General features: G+C 46.2%; 15 protein-coding genes. 14 read left to right on the top strand and 1 reads right to left on the bottom strand.

What is annotated here, in order from left to right:
* Window positions 1–337: 337 nt before the first annotated feature.
* From EAI83_RS15950 to ptsP, 9 genes are all read left to right on the top strand, one after another.
* The gene (locus EAI83_RS15950; RefSeq protein ID WP_021651058.1) at window positions 338–1,648 is read left to right on the top strand and encodes an amidohydrolase; all 1,311 of its coding nucleotides are present in this window, start codon (window positions 338–340) and stop codon (window positions 1,646–1,648) included.
* Window positions 1,649–1,868: 220 nt separating this feature from the next.
* Window positions 1,869–3,131, top strand: coding sequence for an ABC transporter ATP-binding protein (locus EAI83_RS15955; RefSeq protein ID WP_129976123.1), 1,263 nt, complete (start codon window positions 1,869–1,871; stop codon window positions 3,129–3,131).
* Window positions 3,124–3,978: an ABC transporter permease gene (locus tag EAI83_RS15960; RefSeq protein ID WP_015525679.1), complete on the top strand. Its 855-nt coding sequence runs from the start codon at window positions 3,124–3,126 to the stop codon at window positions 3,976–3,978. The genes EAI83_RS15955 and EAI83_RS15960 overlap by 8 nt, the downstream gene beginning before the upstream one ends.
* Window positions 3,975–4,769 carry an ABC transporter permease gene (locus EAI83_RS15965; RefSeq protein ID WP_022426292.1) on the top strand — a complete coding sequence of 265 codons (795 nt, stop codon included), beginning with the start codon at window positions 3,975–3,977 and terminating at the stop codon, window positions 4,767–4,769. The genes EAI83_RS15960 and EAI83_RS15965 overlap by 4 nt, the downstream gene beginning before the upstream one ends.
* Window positions 4,759–5,805 (top strand): spermidine/putrescine ABC transporter ATP-binding protein, encoded by a 1,047-nt coding sequence (potA, locus tag EAI83_RS15970; RefSeq protein ID WP_129976125.1) that lies wholly within the window; start codon window positions 4,759–4,761, stop codon window positions 5,803–5,805. The genes EAI83_RS15965 and potA overlap by 11 nt, the downstream gene beginning before the upstream one ends.
* Window positions 5,805–6,623 carry an ABC transporter permease gene (locus EAI83_RS15975; RefSeq protein ID WP_118752474.1) on the top strand — a complete coding sequence of 273 codons (819 nt, stop codon included), beginning with the start codon at window positions 5,805–5,807 and terminating at the stop codon, window positions 6,621–6,623. Before potA ends, EAI83_RS15975 begins: the two co-directional genes overlap by 1 nt.
* Before the next feature lie 12 nt (window positions 6,624–6,635).
* Window positions 6,636–8,489, top strand: coding sequence for an extracellular solute-binding protein (locus tag EAI83_RS15980; protein WP_059086331.1), 1,854 nt, complete (start codon window positions 6,636–6,638; stop codon window positions 8,487–8,489).
* Window positions 8,490–8,522: 33 nt separating this feature from the next.
* Window positions 8,523–9,563, top strand: a complete 1,041-nt coding sequence (locus EAI83_RS15985) for a polyamine ABC transporter substrate-binding protein (protein WP_015525684.1) — start codon at window positions 8,523–8,525, stop codon at window positions 9,561–9,563.
* 29 nt (window positions 9,564–9,592) lie between these two features.
* Window positions 9,593–11,245 carry a phosphoenolpyruvate--protein phosphotransferase gene (ptsP, locus tag EAI83_RS15990; RefSeq protein WP_022426290.1) on the top strand — a complete coding sequence of 551 codons (1,653 nt, stop codon included), beginning with the start codon at window positions 9,593–9,595 and terminating at the stop codon, window positions 11,243–11,245.
* A 156-nt stretch (window positions 11,246–11,401) separates the two neighbouring features.
* Here ptsP and EAI83_RS15995 read toward each other — a convergent pair whose 3' ends face one another.
* Window positions 11,402–12,280 carry a homocysteine S-methyltransferase family protein gene (locus EAI83_RS15995; protein ID WP_022426289.1) on the bottom strand — a complete coding sequence of 293 codons (879 nt, stop codon included), beginning with the start codon at window positions 12,278–12,280 and terminating at the stop codon, window positions 11,402–11,404.
* A gap of 299 nt (window positions 12,281–12,579) precedes the next feature.
* Here EAI83_RS15995 and EAI83_RS16000 point away from each other — a divergent pair, with 299 nt between their 5' ends.
* From EAI83_RS16000 to EAI83_RS16020, 5 genes are all read left to right on the top strand, one after another.
* Complete coding sequence (locus EAI83_RS16000) at window positions 12,580–13,305, top strand: polysaccharide biosynthesis tyrosine autokinase (protein WP_015525686.1); 726 nt, start codon at window positions 12,580–12,582, stop codon at window positions 13,303–13,305.
* A 36-nt stretch (window positions 13,306–13,341) separates the two neighbouring features.
* Window positions 13,342–14,058 (top strand): CpsB/CapC family capsule biosynthesis tyrosine phosphatase, encoded by a 717-nt coding sequence (locus EAI83_RS16005; RefSeq protein ID WP_015525687.1) that lies wholly within the window; start codon window positions 13,342–13,344, stop codon window positions 14,056–14,058.
* Window positions 14,059–14,070: 12 nt separating this feature from the next.
* Window positions 14,071–14,805 (top strand): YveK family protein, encoded by a 735-nt coding sequence (locus EAI83_RS16010; protein ID WP_129976128.1) that lies wholly within the window; start codon window positions 14,071–14,073, stop codon window positions 14,803–14,805.
* 51 nt (window positions 14,806–14,856) lie between these two features.
* Window positions 14,857–15,651 (top strand): immunoglobulin-like domain-containing protein, encoded by a 795-nt coding sequence (locus tag EAI83_RS16015; RefSeq protein ID WP_022426287.1) that lies wholly within the window; start codon window positions 14,857–14,859, stop codon window positions 15,649–15,651.
* A gap of 87 nt (window positions 15,652–15,738) precedes the next feature.
* Window positions 15,739–17,157: a sugar transferase gene (locus EAI83_RS16020; protein ID WP_129976130.1), complete on the top strand. Its 1,419-nt coding sequence runs from the start codon at window positions 15,739–15,741 to the stop codon at window positions 17,155–17,157.
* Window positions 17,158–17,319 lie beyond the last annotated feature (162 nt).

Consider the following 17,319-nt stretch of genomic DNA (forward strand, 5'->3'; position numbering starts at 1 on the left):
CACTGTGTAAGACATTGCAGTACCGTAAGGTGTTTGCCAATGCAGTAGTGGGAGAAGCAAGAATCCCCCTGCTTTAGCTGTGGGGAGTGTCAACATAAATATAAAAATAAATATCATGTTGTTTATCAGAAGGACATCTACACAGGAGAGCAGTGGCTGGAGATCATGCCGCAAAAAGCATCCAAAGCGCAGGCTGCTTTGCAGCTAAAACAAAAACTGGAATGTGACAGATTAGTTGTTTTTGGTGATGAAAATATCTCCAAAAAATATCTATTTCCAAATCAACTGTTTTATGATATCATATAGCTTAACCTGCGGAAAATGGAGGTTATAAGACATGAATCATATTGAAGAAAAGATCATTCAGACTATAGATGAACACAGAGATGAGATCATAGCCTTTGCGAAGGATATCCAGAGTCATCCGGAACCAGGGTTTTATGAGGAGAGAACAGCCGCACACGTAGCGGCTTTTTTGCGTGGCCTTGGACTCCGTGTACATGGGGGACTTGCACGCACAGGGGTTCGCGCTGAGTGGATGGAACAGGACGGACCGAACATTACGATTATCGGAGAACTTGACGCCATCGGATGTAAGTCGCATCCGATGGCTGATCCCGTTAACGGGACAGCACATGCATGCGGACACCACGCACAGATTGCAGCCATGATCGGCGCAGCATTGGCACTGACCAATGAGGAGGTTCAAGCCTCTCTGTCTGGGTCCGTATCTTTTTTTGCCGTTCCGGCGGAAGAATACATTGATGCAGATAAACGTGCACGGCTTCGGAAAGAGGGAATCGGCTTCCCGGCATCCGGAAAAAGCGAGCTGATCCGGCTTGGAGAATTTGATCATTCAGACATTATTTTGACCACACATGTGCACATGATGCCGGTAGAAGAAGATTTTTACCTGGGGAATGCGGCTTGCAATGGATTTTCCGCAGAACGAGTGACAGTAAGAGGAAAAGCCGCTCATGCAGCCATTGATCCATGGGATGGTGTCAATGCATTAAGTATTACTTCCAGTGCCATTCAGATGATGGGACTGATGCGGGAAACGTTCCGGGAGGAAGACCATGTGCGTCTTCACAACGTGATCCGAAAAGCCGGAGATGTGATCAATGCAGTTCCAGACGAAGCGGTGATCGAAACAAAAGTCCGTGCAGCGTCTCTGGATGCGATCCGGGCAACACAGGAAAAAATGGACCGTGCCTATGACGGAGCTGCCTATGCATTCGGTGGTACGATCGAAAGAGAACCGCTTCAGGGATATATGCCGATCCTGCACAGAGGTGCGGATAAAGTGATGGAAGAATCCGTAAAGCTTCTGGATGCTTCATACCGATGTTCAAAGCCGGCAGATTTTAACAACGCCTGTACCGACGTAGGAGACCTGACCCATCTGTTTCCAGTGCTGAATTTTACATTTGGAGGATTTGCGGGAAAACTTCACGGAGCAGATTTTAAGATCATGGATGAAGAACTGGCATATATCAAACCGGCCAAGCTTCTGGCACTGACTACGTATCGTCTTCTTTGTGATCAGGCAAAAGAAGCAAAAAAAATCTGTCGGGAATTTAAACCTGTATTTAATAAAGAAACTTATTGTCAGTATATACGAGATAATTTTCATGAAAATGAGTAGTTAACCGAATCAGAGAAGTCCTATGAGGGTACAATAAGCAATCTTGAATCAGGAAATCCCATGGGGTACAATAAGCAATCTTGAATCAGGAAAGTCCCACGTGGGGTATAATAAGCAATCTTGGATCAGGAGAATCCCCTGCGAGAGTACAATAAGCAATCTTATATCAGGAAAGTCCCATGCAGGGTGCGGATATCATAGCAAACAGAAGGAGAACTAAATGTCCGAAATTTCATTAGAACTGAAAAACATAAAAAAGAGCTTCCAGGAAGGTGAGGACGTCCTGGAAAGCATCTGTCTTACAGCAAAAAAAGGAGAATTTGTCACTCTGCTGGGGTCTTCCGGCTGTGGAAAAACCACCACACTGCGGATCATTGCAGGCCTGGAACAGCCAGATTCCGGCCAGGTTTTTCTAGATGGAAAGGATGTGACATCCTTGGAACCGAATCAGCGCAATGTGAACACAGTGTTCCAGAATTATGCACTTTTTCCCCATATGAATGTAGCAGATAACATTGGATATGGGCTGAAATTGAAAAAAACATCGAAAGCAGAGATCAGCAGAAGAGTCAAAGAAATGCTGGAGCTTGTTCAGCTTCCGGGCTTTGAGAGGCGTAAGCCGTCAGAGCTTTCCGGCGGTCAGCGCCAGCGTGTGGCCATAGCCAGAGCACTTGTGAACAATCCGGAGGTACTTCTTCTGGACGAACCCCTTGGTGCACTGGATCTGCAGCTGAGGCGTGCCATGCAGCACGAGCTGAAGCGCCTGCAGAAGAAGCTGGGGATCACCTTTATCTATATCACTCACGATCAGGAAGAAGCCATCAACATGTCTGATACGATCGCTGTGATGAACCACGGTCGCTTTGAGCAGATCGGGACGCCGGATGAGATCTATAATCATCCGAAGACCAGCTATGTGGCAACCTTTGTTGGAAATGCCAATATCCTGACCGGTATTGTGGAAAGCATTGCGGAAGAGGAGATTGACGGTACTTCCGTTCAGATCACCGTAAGAACTGATGCCGGAAAAGTAAAAGTATCAATGGACACCGCAGCTACATCTGACAGAGGATTTTTTCCGCAAAAAGGAGAAAAGGTTACCATCGCAGTAAGAAGCGAAAATATCCGGTTTGAGGAAAATAAAAAAAATGCACAACAAAGCACGCCGAATTGCACATCAGAAAACACACAAAAGAGTGTACAGGAGCCCGCAGAAAAACACACAGAGGACAGCTGCGATGGCTTAACCGCCGAAGTCATTGAAAAAACCTTCGCCGGCGGCCAGCTCCGTGTTGTTTTGAAAACTTCGGAAGGTCAGGAAATCGTGGCAAGCCGTTACGGCATTGATACAAATGTCAGTGTAGGAGAAAAGGTGCGCTGCTGTTTTCTTCCTACAGATGCAGTGCTGGTAGATCGGGAAGAAAGATCAGAAGAAGTATTGCCGGATCAGTCAGGTCCCTGTGCAGGAGGTACCCATGCGTAAGCACAGAGCAGGCTCCGTATGGATGATCCTGCCGCTGTATCTTTTTACACTGATCTTCGTCGCACTGCCTCTTCTGTATGTAGTTGCACTGAGCTTTTCCACAGCAGACGGCGGCTACGGTGTGAATTGGAAATTTACTCTGGATAATTACAAGCAGATCCTGGAGCCTGTATACCTGCAGACCTTTACGGGATCCTTCCGCCTTGCGCTCACCAGCACTTTGATCATCTGTCTGGTGGGCTACCCCTTCGGATACTTTATGGCAAAGCTTTCCGAGGGCAAAAAGAAGCTGGCCATGCTTTTCCTGATGCTGCCTTTCTGGGTGAATTCCCTGATCCGTCTTTATGGCTGGATCATCATTCTCCAGAAAAAGGGCCTTCTGAATTATCTGCTGATGAAGCTTGGCATCATCCAGGAGCCCTTAAAAATCCTGTACAGCTATCCGGCGATCGTGATCGGTATGATCTATGTATTGCTGCCGTTTATGGCACTGTCCGTATATTCCAGTGCGGAAAAGCTGGACTGGTCCCTTGTGGAAGCTGCCAGAGACCTTGGAGCCAGCAGATGGAAGGCTTTCTGGAGCGTCACCTTTAAGCTGACTTTGCCGGGACTTCTTTCCGGAGTGATACTTACCTTTATTCCGTCTATGGGTCTGTTTTTTATTGCGGATATCCTGGGCGGAAACAAGATCGTACTTGTGGGAAGTCTGATCCAGGAACAGATGACAAGAGGCAATAACTGGCCCTTTGCCGCAGCACTGGCTGTGGTACTGATGATACTGACAACTCTGATGATCGTATTATATCGGAAGCTTACCAATGTGAAGGAACTGGAGGGAATCGGATGAAAAAGAACTCAAAGCTTTCAGGACTGTACCTGGGGATCCTGTTTTTCCTTATGTATCTGCCCATTGGTGTGGTAGTGGTATTTTCGTTTAATGAAGCAAGACTTCCGGTGCGCTTTACCGGTTTTTCCCTGAAATGGTATCAGGAACTGTTTCAGGACAGGGATCTGATCCAGGCATTGAAAAACAGTCTGATTCTGGCGGTGTCCAGCTGTGGGGTATCTGCAGTGATCGGAACACTGGGGGCTGTAGGACTTTCCAGGATCCACTGGAAAACAAAAGGGGTGATGGAGTATATTTCCATTCTGCCTCTGATGATCCCGGAGATTATTCTGGGAATGGTACTGATGGCATTTTTCTATATGCTGAACCTGCCATTTGGAATGCTGACACTTCTGATCGGACACACGGTTTTCTGCGTGCCCTATATTTTGATGGAGGTAAAAGCAAGGCTTGTGGGAATGGATCCGTCCCTGGAAGAGGCAGCCAGAGATCTTGGTGCCGGTTCCTTTCGGGCCTTCTGGGACATTACCCTGCCGCTGATCATGCCGGCTGTTATATCCGGCTCTCTGCTGGCCTTTGCCATGTCCATGGACGATGTGGTGATCAGCATTTTTGTAACCGGGCCACGTGTATCCACGCTGCCGATAAAGGTTTACACACAGATGAAAACAGGCGTTACGCCGGAGATCAATGCACTTTGTACCATAATGCTGGGAGTGATCCTTCTGGTACTGGCAGTATATCTGATCGCAGGAAAACGCGGGAAGGGGAATATAAAAGATGAGCAATAAACTGATCGAGTTAAAAAATCTCACAAAAAACTTTGATGACCAGCAGGTGCTCCGGGGCATTAATCTGGACATTCACGAAAACGAATTCCTTACGCTTCTGGGACCCAGCGGCTGTGGAAAGACAACAACCTTAAGGATCATTGCCGGCTTTGAGGAGCCAAGCGGCGGAGAGGTACTGTTTAACGGAATTGAGATCTCCAAGCTGCCTCCATATAAAAGAGAGATCAACACGGTATTCCAGAAATATGCATTGTTTCCGCATCTCAATGTTATGGACAATATCGGTTTCGGCCTGAATCTGAAAAAGGTAGATAAATCTGTTATTGAGCAGAAGGTAAAAAGAATGCTGAAAATGGTAGGGCTGGAAGGCTTCGAAAAAAGAGATGTTACACTTCTTTCCGGTGGACAGCAGCAGCGAGTTGCCATTGCCAGAGCTCTTGTCAATGAGCCGAAGGTTCTTCTGCTGGATGAGCCACTCGGCGCACTGGATGCTAAGATCCGTAAGCAGATGCAGATCGAGCTGAAAAAGATCCAGAGAGAGGTAGGGATCACCTTTATCTATGTTACTCATGACCAGGAGGAGGCACTTTCCATGTCTGATACGGTAGTAGTCATGAACAACGGTGAGATCCAGCAGATCGGCAGCCCGACAGATATCTATAATGAGCCGGAGAACCGTTTTGTTGCCGGCTTTATCGGAGAGTCCAATATTATAGAAGGAATAATGATCAGGGATTTCCTTGTGGAGTTTGATGGCTTCCGTTTTGAATGTGTAGACAAGGGATTTGAGGACAACGAAGCCATTGAGGTTGTTCTCCGCCCGGAGGATCTGGATATTGTGGAACCGGATCAGGCCAAGATCAGAGGAACGGTACGGAACATTACGTTCAAGGGCGTGCATTATGAGATTCTGGTCGAGACGGAGCTTCGCACATACATGGTGCACACTACCGATTATGCAGAAGTGGGACGTGAAGTGGGACTGAAGTTTGGTCCTGAGGATATCCATGTTATGTGCAGAATGGGAGGATACTAATGAAACAGTTCAAGCATCTGATCAAGCCGTATATCATCTGGGCTTCGATCCTGATCGTGGTACCATTGATCCTGATCGTGCTTTATGCATTTACCTCAGATGGAAATGAAGTTCTGACCCTGCATTTTACATGGGCGAATTTTGCAAAATTTCTGGAAGCTACATATTTAAGTGTTATCCTGAAATCCTTCCGCCTGGGTATCCTGACCACACTGATCTGCCTGGTCTGCGGATATCCGCTGGCATACATTATCTCCAAATATTCCGAAAAGGTGCAGAGCTTTCTGATCCTTATGGTCACCATTCCTATGTGGATCAACATGCTTCTCCGTACCTATGCATGGATGAACATTCTTTCTGACAATGGTCTGGTGAACAACCTTCTGAAAATGCTGGGAATCTCACAGATCACCATGATGTATACAGATTTTTCCGTTATCGTGGGCCTTGTTTGTAACTTTATGCCCTTTATGATCATTCCAATCCATACATCCTTAAGTAAAATGGACAAGTCACTGATCGAAGCGGCCAACGACCTTGGTGCCAATCCCTTCCAGACCTTCTGGAGGATCACCTGGAAGCTTTCCATGCCAGGTGTGGTCAATGGTATCATGATGGTATTTCTTCTGTCCATATCAACCTTCGTTATTCCGAAGCTTCTCGGCGGCGGCCAGTACATGCTGATCGGTAATCTCATCGAGTCACAGTTTATTTCTGTAGGTGACTGGAACTTCGGAAGTGCCATCTCTCTGATCCTGGCAGTGATCATCCTGATCTTTATGAGCCTGATGAAGAAGATGGATACCCAGGACGATTAAAGGAGGCAGGAGATGAAAAGAAAAAATACCATATTTTCAAAATTATATGTAGTGCTGTGTCTGGCATTTTTCTACCTGCCGATCCTTGTGACCATGATCTTTTCCTTTAACTCATCCAAGTCCCTGACCAGATTTACAGGATTTTCCCTGCGCTGGTACGGAGAGCTGATAAACAACATGGAGATCAGTAAGGCAGTTTATGTTTCGGTCACAGTGGCAATTCTGGCAACTGTTATTTCCACAGTGCTGGGAACCATCACAGCCATCGGACTTTCAAAATCCAGAAAGGTGCTGAAGGAGATGGTCCTTACCATTAATAACTTTCCAATTCTGAATCCGGAGATCGTAACCGCGATTGGTCTGATGCTGCTGTTTTCTTCGCTGGGAATGACGAAAGGCTATCTGACCATGCTGCTGGCACATATCGCATTCTGTACGCCCTATGTGATCACCAGTGTATATCCGAAGGTACGAAGCCTGGATCCGAACCTTGCCAATGCAGCCATGGATCTTGGTGCAACGCCATATCAGGCACTTACCAAGGTTATCGTGCCCATGATCAAAGAAGGGATTTTTGCGGGAGCGCTCCTGGCCTTTACCATGTCCTTTGACGATTTCGTAATTTCCTACTTTGTTTCCGGAAACGGAGTAAAAAATATATCCATTGTTGTATATAATATGACAAAGCGCATCAATCCCACCATCAACGCCCTTTCTACTATTGTGATCGTGGTCATTGTGCTGGTGCTTCTTTTTGCAAATCTGATCATGCCGAAGCTTCAGGCCTCCACCGTGAAAAAAATGGATCCGAAAAAAAGAAGGATCGTTGCGGTTATCACAGCTGCTGCGGTTGTTCTGGTATTGGGAAAGTGGACGCTCGTAAGCCAGGGTAACCACGTGCTTCGTGTATATAATGCCGGAGAATATATGGACCTGAGCCTTCTGGACAAATTTGAGAAGCAGTATAACTGTACTGTTGTATATGAAACCTTCGAGTCCAATGAGATGATGTACACCAAGCTGGCCAGTGGTGAAACCTACGATGTTCTGGTTCCGTCAGATTATATGATCGAAAGACTGATCAAGGAGGAATATCTTCAGGCCCTTGACTGGAAAAAAATTCCAAACAGCAAAAATCTTCTTCCCGAGGTACAGAATAAGGACTATGATCCGGGAAATCGTTATTCCTGTCCGTATTTCTGGGGAACTGTAGGCATCCTTTATAATAAGAATGTAGTCTCTCAGGAGGATCTTGACAAAGAGGGCTGGAATATTCTCTGCGATGAAAAATATAAGGGAGATCTTTATATGTATGATTCCGAAAGGGATTCCTTTATGATCGCCCTGAAAGCGCTGGGGTATTCCATGAACACAAAAAATCTTGATGAGATCCAGCAGGCTTATGAGTGGCTGATCCGGCAGAGAGATACCATGGATCCGATCTATGCAGGTGATGATGTGATCGACAACATGATCTCAGGAAACAAGGCAATGGCGGTTGTTTATTCCGGAGATGCTTCCTATATTATCAGCGAAAATCCGGAGCTTGGCTATTATACCCCGCAGCAGGGAACCAATACCTGGTATGATGCCATGGTCATCACCAAAGACTGTAATGAAGTAGATCTGGCTCATGAGTTCATCAATTTTATGCTGGATGATGAAAATGCTCTTTCCAATACCGAAGAAGTAGGATATACTTCTACTGTAAAGAGTGCATTCGAGGAGATGAAGAACGGAACTTATGAGGGAATTTCTTCCTATATTCCGCAGATCGACAATCCAAAGAATGAGATCTTCGGATACCAGAAGCCAAAGATCAAGCAGAAATTCGCAGAGCTTTGGACAAAGGTAAAAGCAAAATAACAAGACGTCAGAGAGAGACATGAAGGAGGTTCTATGAAATCAAAAAAAGCAGCAGCGATCATGTTATGTGCGGTACTTGGAACATCTATGATAACAGGTGTCAGTGTCAGTGCAAAGGATAAGGATGAACTGGTACTTTATACATGGGACGGAATGTTTCCGCAGGAAGTGCTGGATGATTTTGAAAAAGAAACAGGGACCAAGGTGGTATATTCCAATTTTGATACCGATGAGACCATGCTTGAGAAGCTTTCCCAGGCAAAGGGCGGCGATTACGATGTGGTAATTGCAGATGATTACATTATCGACAGCGCGGTAAAAGAGGGACTTGTCCAGAAGATCGACAAGGATACCGTTTCCAATTTTAAGAACATCAACCCCCTTTATCAGGGACAGTTTTATGATCCGGATGACGAATATACAGTACCTTACGGAGCAGGAATCCCACTGATCGTTTATGATCCGGAGCAGGTAGATATCGACATTAAAGGATACAAGGATCTCTGGGATAAGTCTCTGGAGGACAGCATTGCCATCGTAGGTAATTACCGCGTGATCTGTGGCATCACACAGCTTTCCATGGGAGAGAGCATGAACGAAGAAGATGTAGCCGTGATCGACAAGACAGGTGAGAAGCTGAAAGAGCTGGCACCGAACATTCGTATGATCCAGGATGACAATACACAGAATGCCCTTCTCAACGGAGAGGCAAGTGTGGCATTTCTTTATACATCACAGGTAACACAGGCGCTGAAGGATAATCCGGATCTTAAGGTGGTTTATCCGGAGGAAGGTCTTGGATTTGGTATTATGGGAATGTTTGTGCCAAGTGAAGCACCGAATGCGAAGGCTGCCAATGAATTTATCAATTATATCCTGGAGCCGGAAGTATCTGCACAGTGCATCAACTATATCGGATACTACAATACAAACAAGGCAGCAGATGATCTGGTAGACGAGAGCCTGGTTGTTCCGGACAGCGTGACAAAGGGTGAGATCGTACAGAATGTAAGCCAGGAAGCAGAGCAGGAATACAATAAGATCTGGACAGAGTTTAAAGCTGCCTGCGATTAAGCAGACGGACCAGTAAGGGGGTTTTTCAGGTGGAGATATACAAAGGCACATCCGCTTTTTCCGGAATAGCCATTGGAAAAATACTGTATTACCACAGAGGCGAATATCAGATCCGTCAGTCCATGGTAGACAATGTAAAAAAGGAGCTGGATCGTCTGGATAATGCAAGAACAGCGGTAAAGAACCAGATCCAGCATATGTATAAAAACGGAGCACCCCTCCCCAAAGAGCAGGAGCTGACCTTGAAACGTCAGCTGAAGCTCTTAAGTGGCGGAAGCTTCCAGCGGGCCGTGGAAAGCATGATCACGACAGAAAAGGTCAGTGCAGCTTACGCAGTCCAGACAACCAGGGATGAGCTTGCAAATGTGTTCCGCAAGCTGGAGGACGAGGCTGTCAAAGAACAGATCGAAAATATCAGGGAGATTTCCGAGCTGCTGATCGGCGCCATGGGTGGCTCCCATGCACGGATCAATCTGGGAGATGAGCCGGTGATCCTTGCAGCAGAGCAGCTTTCCCCCAATGAACTTCTGGAGATGAACAAAGCCAGTCTTCTGGCGGTAGTCATGCATCAGGGGTCTGTTATTTCCCATGTATCGATCATGGCAAAATCCATGGAAGTCCCCACCCTGGTCGAGGTGGAGATACAGAAAGAATGGGATGGCCATATGGCTATTGTAGATGGGTATACAGGAACACTGTATATCGATCCGGAGCCGGAGCTTCTTAAGGAATATGAGATCCGTCATGCAGCAGATAAGGAAGAGCGGGAAGAACTTTTGAGACTTCGGAACCAGAAGGATATCACAGCCGATGGCAAGGAGATCAAGCTTCTGGCAAACATCGGAAATCTGGATGATCTGAATACGGTTCTTTATTACGGAGCAGCAGGTATCGGCCTTCTTCGAAGTGAATTCCAGTATCTCGGAAGAGAGAATTATCCAAGAGAGAATGAGCTGTTCCGTGCCTATAAAAAAGTAGCCGAGGATATGGATGAACGTCCGGCAGTGATCCGTACCGTGGACCTGGGGGCAGACCGTCAGGCAGAATATATGGCAATTCCTGATGAGGTCAATCCTATGATGGGAAACCGCGGCATCCGCCTCTGCCTTGATCGCAAAAAAATGTTCAAAGCGCAGCTTCGGGCTATTTACCGTGCAAGTGCCTATGGAAATATCAACCTGATGTATCCGATGATCACGTCCGAGGATGAACTGGATGAGATCGAGAAGCTGATCCGTGAGGTAAAAAAGGGCCTGGATGAGAAGAACATTCCTTACAAAAACATCCGTACCGGAATTATGATCGAGACACCGGCAGCGGTCATGATCAGTGAAGAACTTGGAAAACGTGTGGATTTTCTGAGCCTAGGAACCAATGACCTGACCCAGTATACCCTGGCTATGGACCGGCAGAATCTTCTTTTGAAGGATAAATACAACGATCATCATCCAGCGCTTGTAAAGATGATCCGCATGGTAACAGAGGCAGGACATAAGTCAGGATGTGAAGTTTACATATGCGGAGAGCTGGCAGCAGATTCCAATCTTACAGAAGCTTTTATCCAGATGGGAGTGGACGGCCTTTCCGTTGTTCCTGCCTGTGTACTTCCAGTGCGAAAAGCGATCCGCAGCTCCTATGCGGATGAGGCAAACCGGCCGGAAGAAGCAGTAAAAGAGAAATAATATCCGGAAAAATAAAAATCCTGAGAATTTCTATGTTGATATCTGTTGATATCTCACATAGGATCCTCAGGATTTTTTTGACGGAATCTTTCACTCACGGCTTATTGCTGTTCTCAATTGAAGCAGTGCGTGGAAGCATATCTGTTCCGGTTAAAGTTATCGAAGTCCAAGCACCTGGGCGGTTTCCGAAATAAACTCCGGTGTGGTACCACAGCATCCGCCGATCACGGAAGCACCGTTGTCCACCAGCACCTTCATATAACCTGCAAAATCCGCAGGGGTCATGCTGTAAACTGCATTTCCAAGATCATCGATCTGGGGCATTCCCGCATTGGGTTTGGCAATGACCGGAATGGAAACGTTCTCCTTGATATTGCGGATAACCGATACCAGCTGATCCGGGCCAACCGAGCAGTTGATGCCGACAGCGTCTGCACCTGCAGCTTCCAGGGACATGGCAGCCTCTATGGCATTTCCGCCGCTGAAGATACTTCCGTCTGCTTCTACAGTCACGGTACAGATGATAGGAAGCTCGCAGACACTCTGGCAGGCGTCTACAGCAGCCAGTGTCTCCTCGATATTGATCATGGTTTCCGCTACGATCAGGTCCACACCTGCATCACGGAGATAGCCGATCTGTTCCTGATAGACTTCGAAGGCTTTTTCGTAAGTCATGTCACCGGCCGGTGCCATCATCTTGCCTGTGGTGGTGATATCACCTGCTACGAAAACACCCTCCGGTGCGATCTCCTTTGAATAGCCGGCCAGGGTATGATTGATCTGTTCAATCTGATCCTCAAGTCCGTGCATAGTGAGGTTAATGCGGTTTCCTCCGAAGGTAGGCGCATAGATGATATGGCTTCCCGCCTCGATGTATGCCTTCTGCAGAGACTGGATCACATCCTTGTGCTCAAGCACCCAGCTCTCTGTGCAGACACCACGCGGCATGCCGGCCTTCATCAGGTTGGAGCCGGTAGCACCATCCAGCAGCAGGACATGATCTTCGGTCAGTTTCTGAAATTCCTGTTTTGTCATATGTTTATATCCTCCTTATGGCAGCCAATCACGGTTGGCAAAAAATAGGGCTCCTCCTGTAACCGCTGCACTCATTGCCGTGGGTTTATTTTAACACAGGGAATAAAAATAATCTATCCTGTTTCTGGGACGGGAAATAAAAAATAATAAAAATTAGGCAAATTGTACATATTTAACGACTTTTCTGTCGAATAAAGAACTTGCGTATTAGAAAATAGGATTGTATAATAACCTATAGACATGCCCAAAGGGCAAGACTGTCATCAGATAGAACATAAAGGTAAAGGTGAAAAGGAATTATGATTAAAGTTAAACTGAGCAACTGGAAGTCTGATCACCAGATGGATGAGGCTTATAAAGCTCTGCGAACAAATATCCAGTTCTGCGGAGCAGATAAGAAAGTGATCGCACTTACCAGCTGTACTCCTAATGAGGGAAAGAGCAGTGTGGCATTTAATCTTGCTGCCTCTCTTGCTGAGAGCGGCAAATCAGTGCTTCTGATCGATGCCGATCTGCGTAAATCCGTTTTGATGGGACGTGTGACAGTAGACCAGGAGGTAATGGGACTTGCTCATTATCTTTCCAAGCAGGCCAAGCTTTCTGATGTGATCTGTGCCACTACACTTCCGAAGTTCCATATTATCTTCTCCGGTATCGTACCTCCGAACCCGGCAGAGCTTCTCGGAAACAGACTCTTCAAGGATATGATCCGCGTGGTAAGAGATGTTTATGATTACGTTATTGTAGATACACCGCCGCTTGGATTGATCATCGACAGTGCTATCATAGCAGATTCCTGCGACGGATCTGTAATCGTCGTTGAATCCGGTACCATCAGCTACCGTTTTGTACAGGAAGTAAGAGATCAGCTTGCCAAGAGCAACTGCCCGATCCTGGGAACCATCCTGAACAAGGTGGACTACAGCAAGGCCGGCAATTACGGTCACTATGGCAAGTATGGTAAATACGGCAAGTACGGTAAGTATGGTTCCTACGGAGATTATGGTGAGAGCAGCAGTAAATAAAAAAACATTGACAACAGAAATGAGTGGGTTATTTTAATGAAGGGACTTTATGATATTCATTGTCATATCCTCCCCGGGGTGGATGACGGTGCAAGAAACATGGAAGAATCACTCTGGATGCTCAACAAGGAGTATCAGGAGGGCGTACGTCATGTGATCCTGACACCACATTTCCGGTACGATATGTTTGAGCCGCATATGAACATTGTGACAAGACAGTTCATGCAGCTGCGTAGAGCAGCCATGAATATTGGTGATGAAGGCATGAGACTTTATCTGGGCTGTGAACTCCATTCCAGTATGGATATGGTGGAATGCCTTAAGAAGGGACGGCGGCTTACCCTTGCAGGTTCCAGATATGTGCTTGTGGAATTCAGCAACGGAGATGAGAAAAATTATATTGAAGAACGGGTCAGAAGTCTTCTGATGAATGGTTTTATCCCGATCATCGCTCATGTGGAACGTTATAAGGCTACCCGGAACGATATTGGATTTTTGACAGAGCTGAAGGATATGGGAGCACATATCCAGGTCAATGCAGATACCATCAGCGGTCAGGACGGATTCGGGGCAAAAACCTTTGCACGGAAAGTCATGAAGCATGGGCTTCTGGATTTTGTCGGTTCTGACGGACACCGTAAGACGGAGCGTATCCCGGAGATCGGCAAATGTGTCGCCAAAATGGAAAAAACAATGGGGAGCGAATATGTAAAGAAGATCTTTATCAAAAATCCCCGGAAAATCACAGGGTAATGGAGAAAAGAAATGGAAAATCAGACTGTTAACAACAACGACGAAGTAGAGATCGATCTTGGTGAGGTATTTCACCTGTTACTGAGCAAGCTGGGTGTTATCATTTTATCCGGTATTGTTTTCTGCCTGGCAGCTGTTATGGGAACCATGCTTCTGATCACACCGAAGTATGAATCCACAACCAAGATCGTGGTACTGTCCAAGCAGGACAGCAGCACACTGACCAATCAGGATATCCAGACAAGTACATCACTGACCAAGGACTATGCGGAGCTGATCAAGAGCCGTACAGTTACTGAGGGTGTGATCGCACAGCTGAAACTGGATATGACACATGAGGAGCTTCTTAAGAAGCTTTCCGTAGATACACCAACGGATACACGAGTAGTATCCATCACAGTTACAGATACCGATCCTTATACAGCGGCAGAGATCGCAAACGCAGTAAGAGATATTGCTTCCAAGCATATCCAGCAGGTTATGGATATCAAGGCAGTAAATGTGGTAGAGACAGCAAACATCCCGGATGAGCCATCAAGCCCAAGCGTACCGAAAAACGGTGTGATCGGCGGACTTCTGGGTATCCTTCTGGCAGCAGCTGTTGTGATCATCGTATATCTGACAAACGATACTGTAAAGACACCGGAAGACGTAGAGAAATATCTTGGATTAAGCGTACTTGGTACAATCCCATACTCTTCCAAAATGGGCAAGAAATCCAAAAAGAAAAAGAAACGTCACGCATAAAAATAACAACAACGGATCAAAGTGTTGGGAAAGGCCGGGAGCAGCAAAAATATGAAGAAATTTTTTGTGTTTTTATTAGTGGTCATCTGCCTTGGTATGGGAGCCGGTGTAGTATACATGAAGAGCTCCGAGGATAATGAAGGACCGAAGATCACATTTGAAGAGGGAAAAGATACGAATTATACATCCGATATGACAGAAGAGGATCTTCTGAAGGATGTAAAGGCACAGGATGACAGAGATGGAGATGTTACAGAGTCTCTTACTGTAGAAACCATATATCCGAAGAATGACGGAAAACAGGTTTCTGTTATCTTTGTTGCAAAGGACAAAAACAACAATGTAACAAAAAAAGAATTTACCATGGAAGCTCAGGACGGCAGTGCCGAAAATCCGCAGCTGGGACTGATCGATAATGACGGTCTCACAGAGGATGGAGATTCCACAGACACCACAGAGCCTGCAGAAGAGACAGATATGCAGGATGGGACAGAAGCAGACAGCACAGATGCTGAAAGCGGAGATTCCGCAGAAGGAGAACTGACTCCGGAGGAACAGGCGCAGAAGACACAGGAAGACAAGATTGAGCAGCTTTCTCCGCAGGATCCGAAGATGTATCTGACTACCTATTACGTAGAGGTACCGGTAGGAACTACGCTGGATAAATTAAGCTATGTAAAGGATATCCAGGATGATACAGAGTCAACCAGTGATCTTTTCAAAAGGATCCAGATCACCGGTGATGTAAATACAGCTGCACCGGGAACTTACGAGCTTACATATTATGTAGTCGACAACAGTGGAAACAGCTCCAACGGAGCCGTACTTACCATTGTCGTGAAATAAATATCATCCCCTCTCTAGGTGCCTGAGATACCGGAGAGGGGATAAAAGCAACAAAAAATGTAAGCGAGGGAAGGCGTAGAAAAGAATATGTATCAAAAAGAAAACAGCAGCTGGGTAAAACATGCAGATTTTGCGATTTGCGATATGTTGTGTCTGCAGCTTGCGTTTGTACTTGCATACTGGATCCGAAACGGGATCGGTCAGCCATACGAGACAGAGCTGTATCGAAATGTGGCAGTGGTGATGTTTCTTATCCAGCTGATGGTCACATTTTTTAATGAAAGCTTCAGCGGAGTTCTGCGAAGAGGAATGCTGGTGGAACTGAAGAAAACCTTTGAACAGTGTACACTGGTCTGCCTTCTGGTCCTGGCATATATGTTTCTTTTAAGAATTGGAAACAATTATTCCAGAATGATCCTGCTGATCACCTATGTGCTTTATACCTGCTTCAGCTACTGCGGCAGACAGGCACTGAAGAAATTCCTGAAGGATCACAGATACGAAGAAAGCGAGAAGCGATCCCTGCTGATCGTTACAGTCAGTGAAAATGCAGACAATGTGGTGGAAACCATCCGCAAGAATAATTACGGAACCTATCATCTGGCAGGAATCGTCTTTATGGATTGTGACAAGAAGGGTGCATCCGTCTGTGGAGTACCGGTAGTAGCCGGGAGTGAGGATATGATCTCCTATATCCATAAGAACTGGATCGATGAAGTATTTTTTGCAGTGCCTAAGGAAATCCCGATCCCGGAGCAGATGATCAAGGATTGCTCTGCAATGGGAGTTGTCATCCATATGAGACTGGCAACTATGAAATCTCTTGGCAAGAACCAGGTGGTGGAGGAGCTTGGCGGATACACTGTGCTTTCCAGCAGTATCCACATTGTGACACCGCGCCAGATGTTTGTGAAACGAGCTATGGATATCGCAGGCGGTCTGGTAGGTTGTCTTTTTACAGGAATCGCAGCGATCTTTCTGGTTCCGGCCATCAAGATCAAATCTCCGGGTCCTGCATTTTTCTCACAGGTCCGCATGGGAAAGAACGGTCGTCCGTTCAAGATCTATAAATTCCGCTCCATGTATATGGATGCAGAAGAACGCAAAAAAGAACTGATGAAACAGAATAACATAAAAGATGGAATGATGTTCAAAATGGATGATGATCCACGAATCATCAAAGGAGTAGGACATTTTATCCGAAAGACATCCCTGGATGAATTTCCACAGTTCTGGAATATTCTGAAAGGAGATATGAGTCTTGTAGGAACCAGACCGCCGACAATGGATGAGTGGGAGAAGTATGAGCTTCACCATCGCAAACGTCTGGCCATCAAGCCGGGACTTACCGGTATGTGGCAGGTAAGCGGTCGAAGTGATATTACGGATTTCGAGGAAGTCGTAGAGCTTGATACAAAGTACATTGCCGAATGGTGTCTGAAGCTGGATATAGAGATCCTGTTTAAGACAGTTATGGTCGTTTTCCGCGGAAGCGGCGCAAAATGATCCATACATATTGAGATTCGAATATAATGACCCGGGCTGCGAAGATGCAGTCCGGGGATAAAAATAAATTAGATAAGTTATAAATTAGGTAATTGCGAAACTCGCGGTGCTCGTTCGTAACCTTGAACCAAAACAAGGAAGAATTCGCGAAGAGCACGACTT

Source organism: Blautia sp. aa_0143 (assembly GCF_004167315.1).
Lineage (GTDB): Bacteria > Bacillota > Clostridia > Lachnospirales > Lachnospiraceae > Blautia_A > Blautia_A fusiformis.

Bases quoted from the DNA above. Each gene is read 5' to 3' on its own strand.
- EAI83_RS15975 (WP_118752474.1), top strand. From the start codon at position 5,805: ATGAAACAGTTCAAGCATCTGATCAAGCCGTATATCATCTGGGCTTCG.
- EAI83_RS15985 (WP_015525684.1), top strand. From the start codon at position 8,523: ATGAAATCAAAAAAAGCAGCAGCGATCATGTTATGTGCGGTACTTGGA.
- EAI83_RS16000 (WP_015525686.1), top strand. From the start codon at position 12,580: ATGATTAAAGTTAAACTGAGCAACTGGAAGTCTGATCACCAGATGGAT.
- EAI83_RS16015 (WP_022426287.1), top strand. From the start codon at position 14,857: ATGAAGAAATTTTTTGTGTTTTTATTAGTGGTCATCTGCCTTGGTATG.
- EAI83_RS15965 (WP_022426292.1), top strand. From the start codon at position 3,975: ATGAAAAAGAACTCAAAGCTTTCAGGACTGTACCTGGGGATCCTGTTT.
- potA (WP_129976125.1), top strand. From the start codon at position 4,759: ATGAGCAATAAACTGATCGAGTTAAAAAATCTCACAAAAAACTTTGAT.
- EAI83_RS15980 (WP_059086331.1), top strand. From the start codon at position 6,636: ATGAAAAGAAAAAATACCATATTTTCAAAATTATATGTAGTGCTGTGT.
- EAI83_RS16010 (WP_129976128.1), top strand. From the start codon at position 14,071: ATGGAAAATCAGACTGTTAACAACAACGACGAAGTAGAGATCGATCTT.
- EAI83_RS15950 (WP_021651058.1), top strand. From the start codon at position 338: ATGAATCATATTGAAGAAAAGATCATTCAGACTATAGATGAACACAGA.
- EAI83_RS15995 (WP_022426289.1), bottom strand. From the start codon at position 12,280: ATGACAAAACAGGAATTTCAGAAACTGACCGAAGATCATGTCCTGCTG.
- EAI83_RS15955 (WP_129976123.1), top strand. From the start codon at position 1,869: ATGTCCGAAATTTCATTAGAACTGAAAAACATAAAAAAGAGCTTCCAG.
- EAI83_RS15960 (WP_015525679.1), top strand. From the start codon at position 3,124: ATGCGTAAGCACAGAGCAGGCTCCGTATGGATGATCCTGCCGCTGTAT.
- EAI83_RS16005 (WP_015525687.1), top strand. From the start codon at position 13,342: ATGAAGGGACTTTATGATATTCATTGTCATATCCTCCCCGGGGTGGAT.
- EAI83_RS16020 (WP_129976130.1), top strand. From the start codon at position 15,739: ATGTATCAAAAAGAAAACAGCAGCTGGGTAAAACATGCAGATTTTGCG.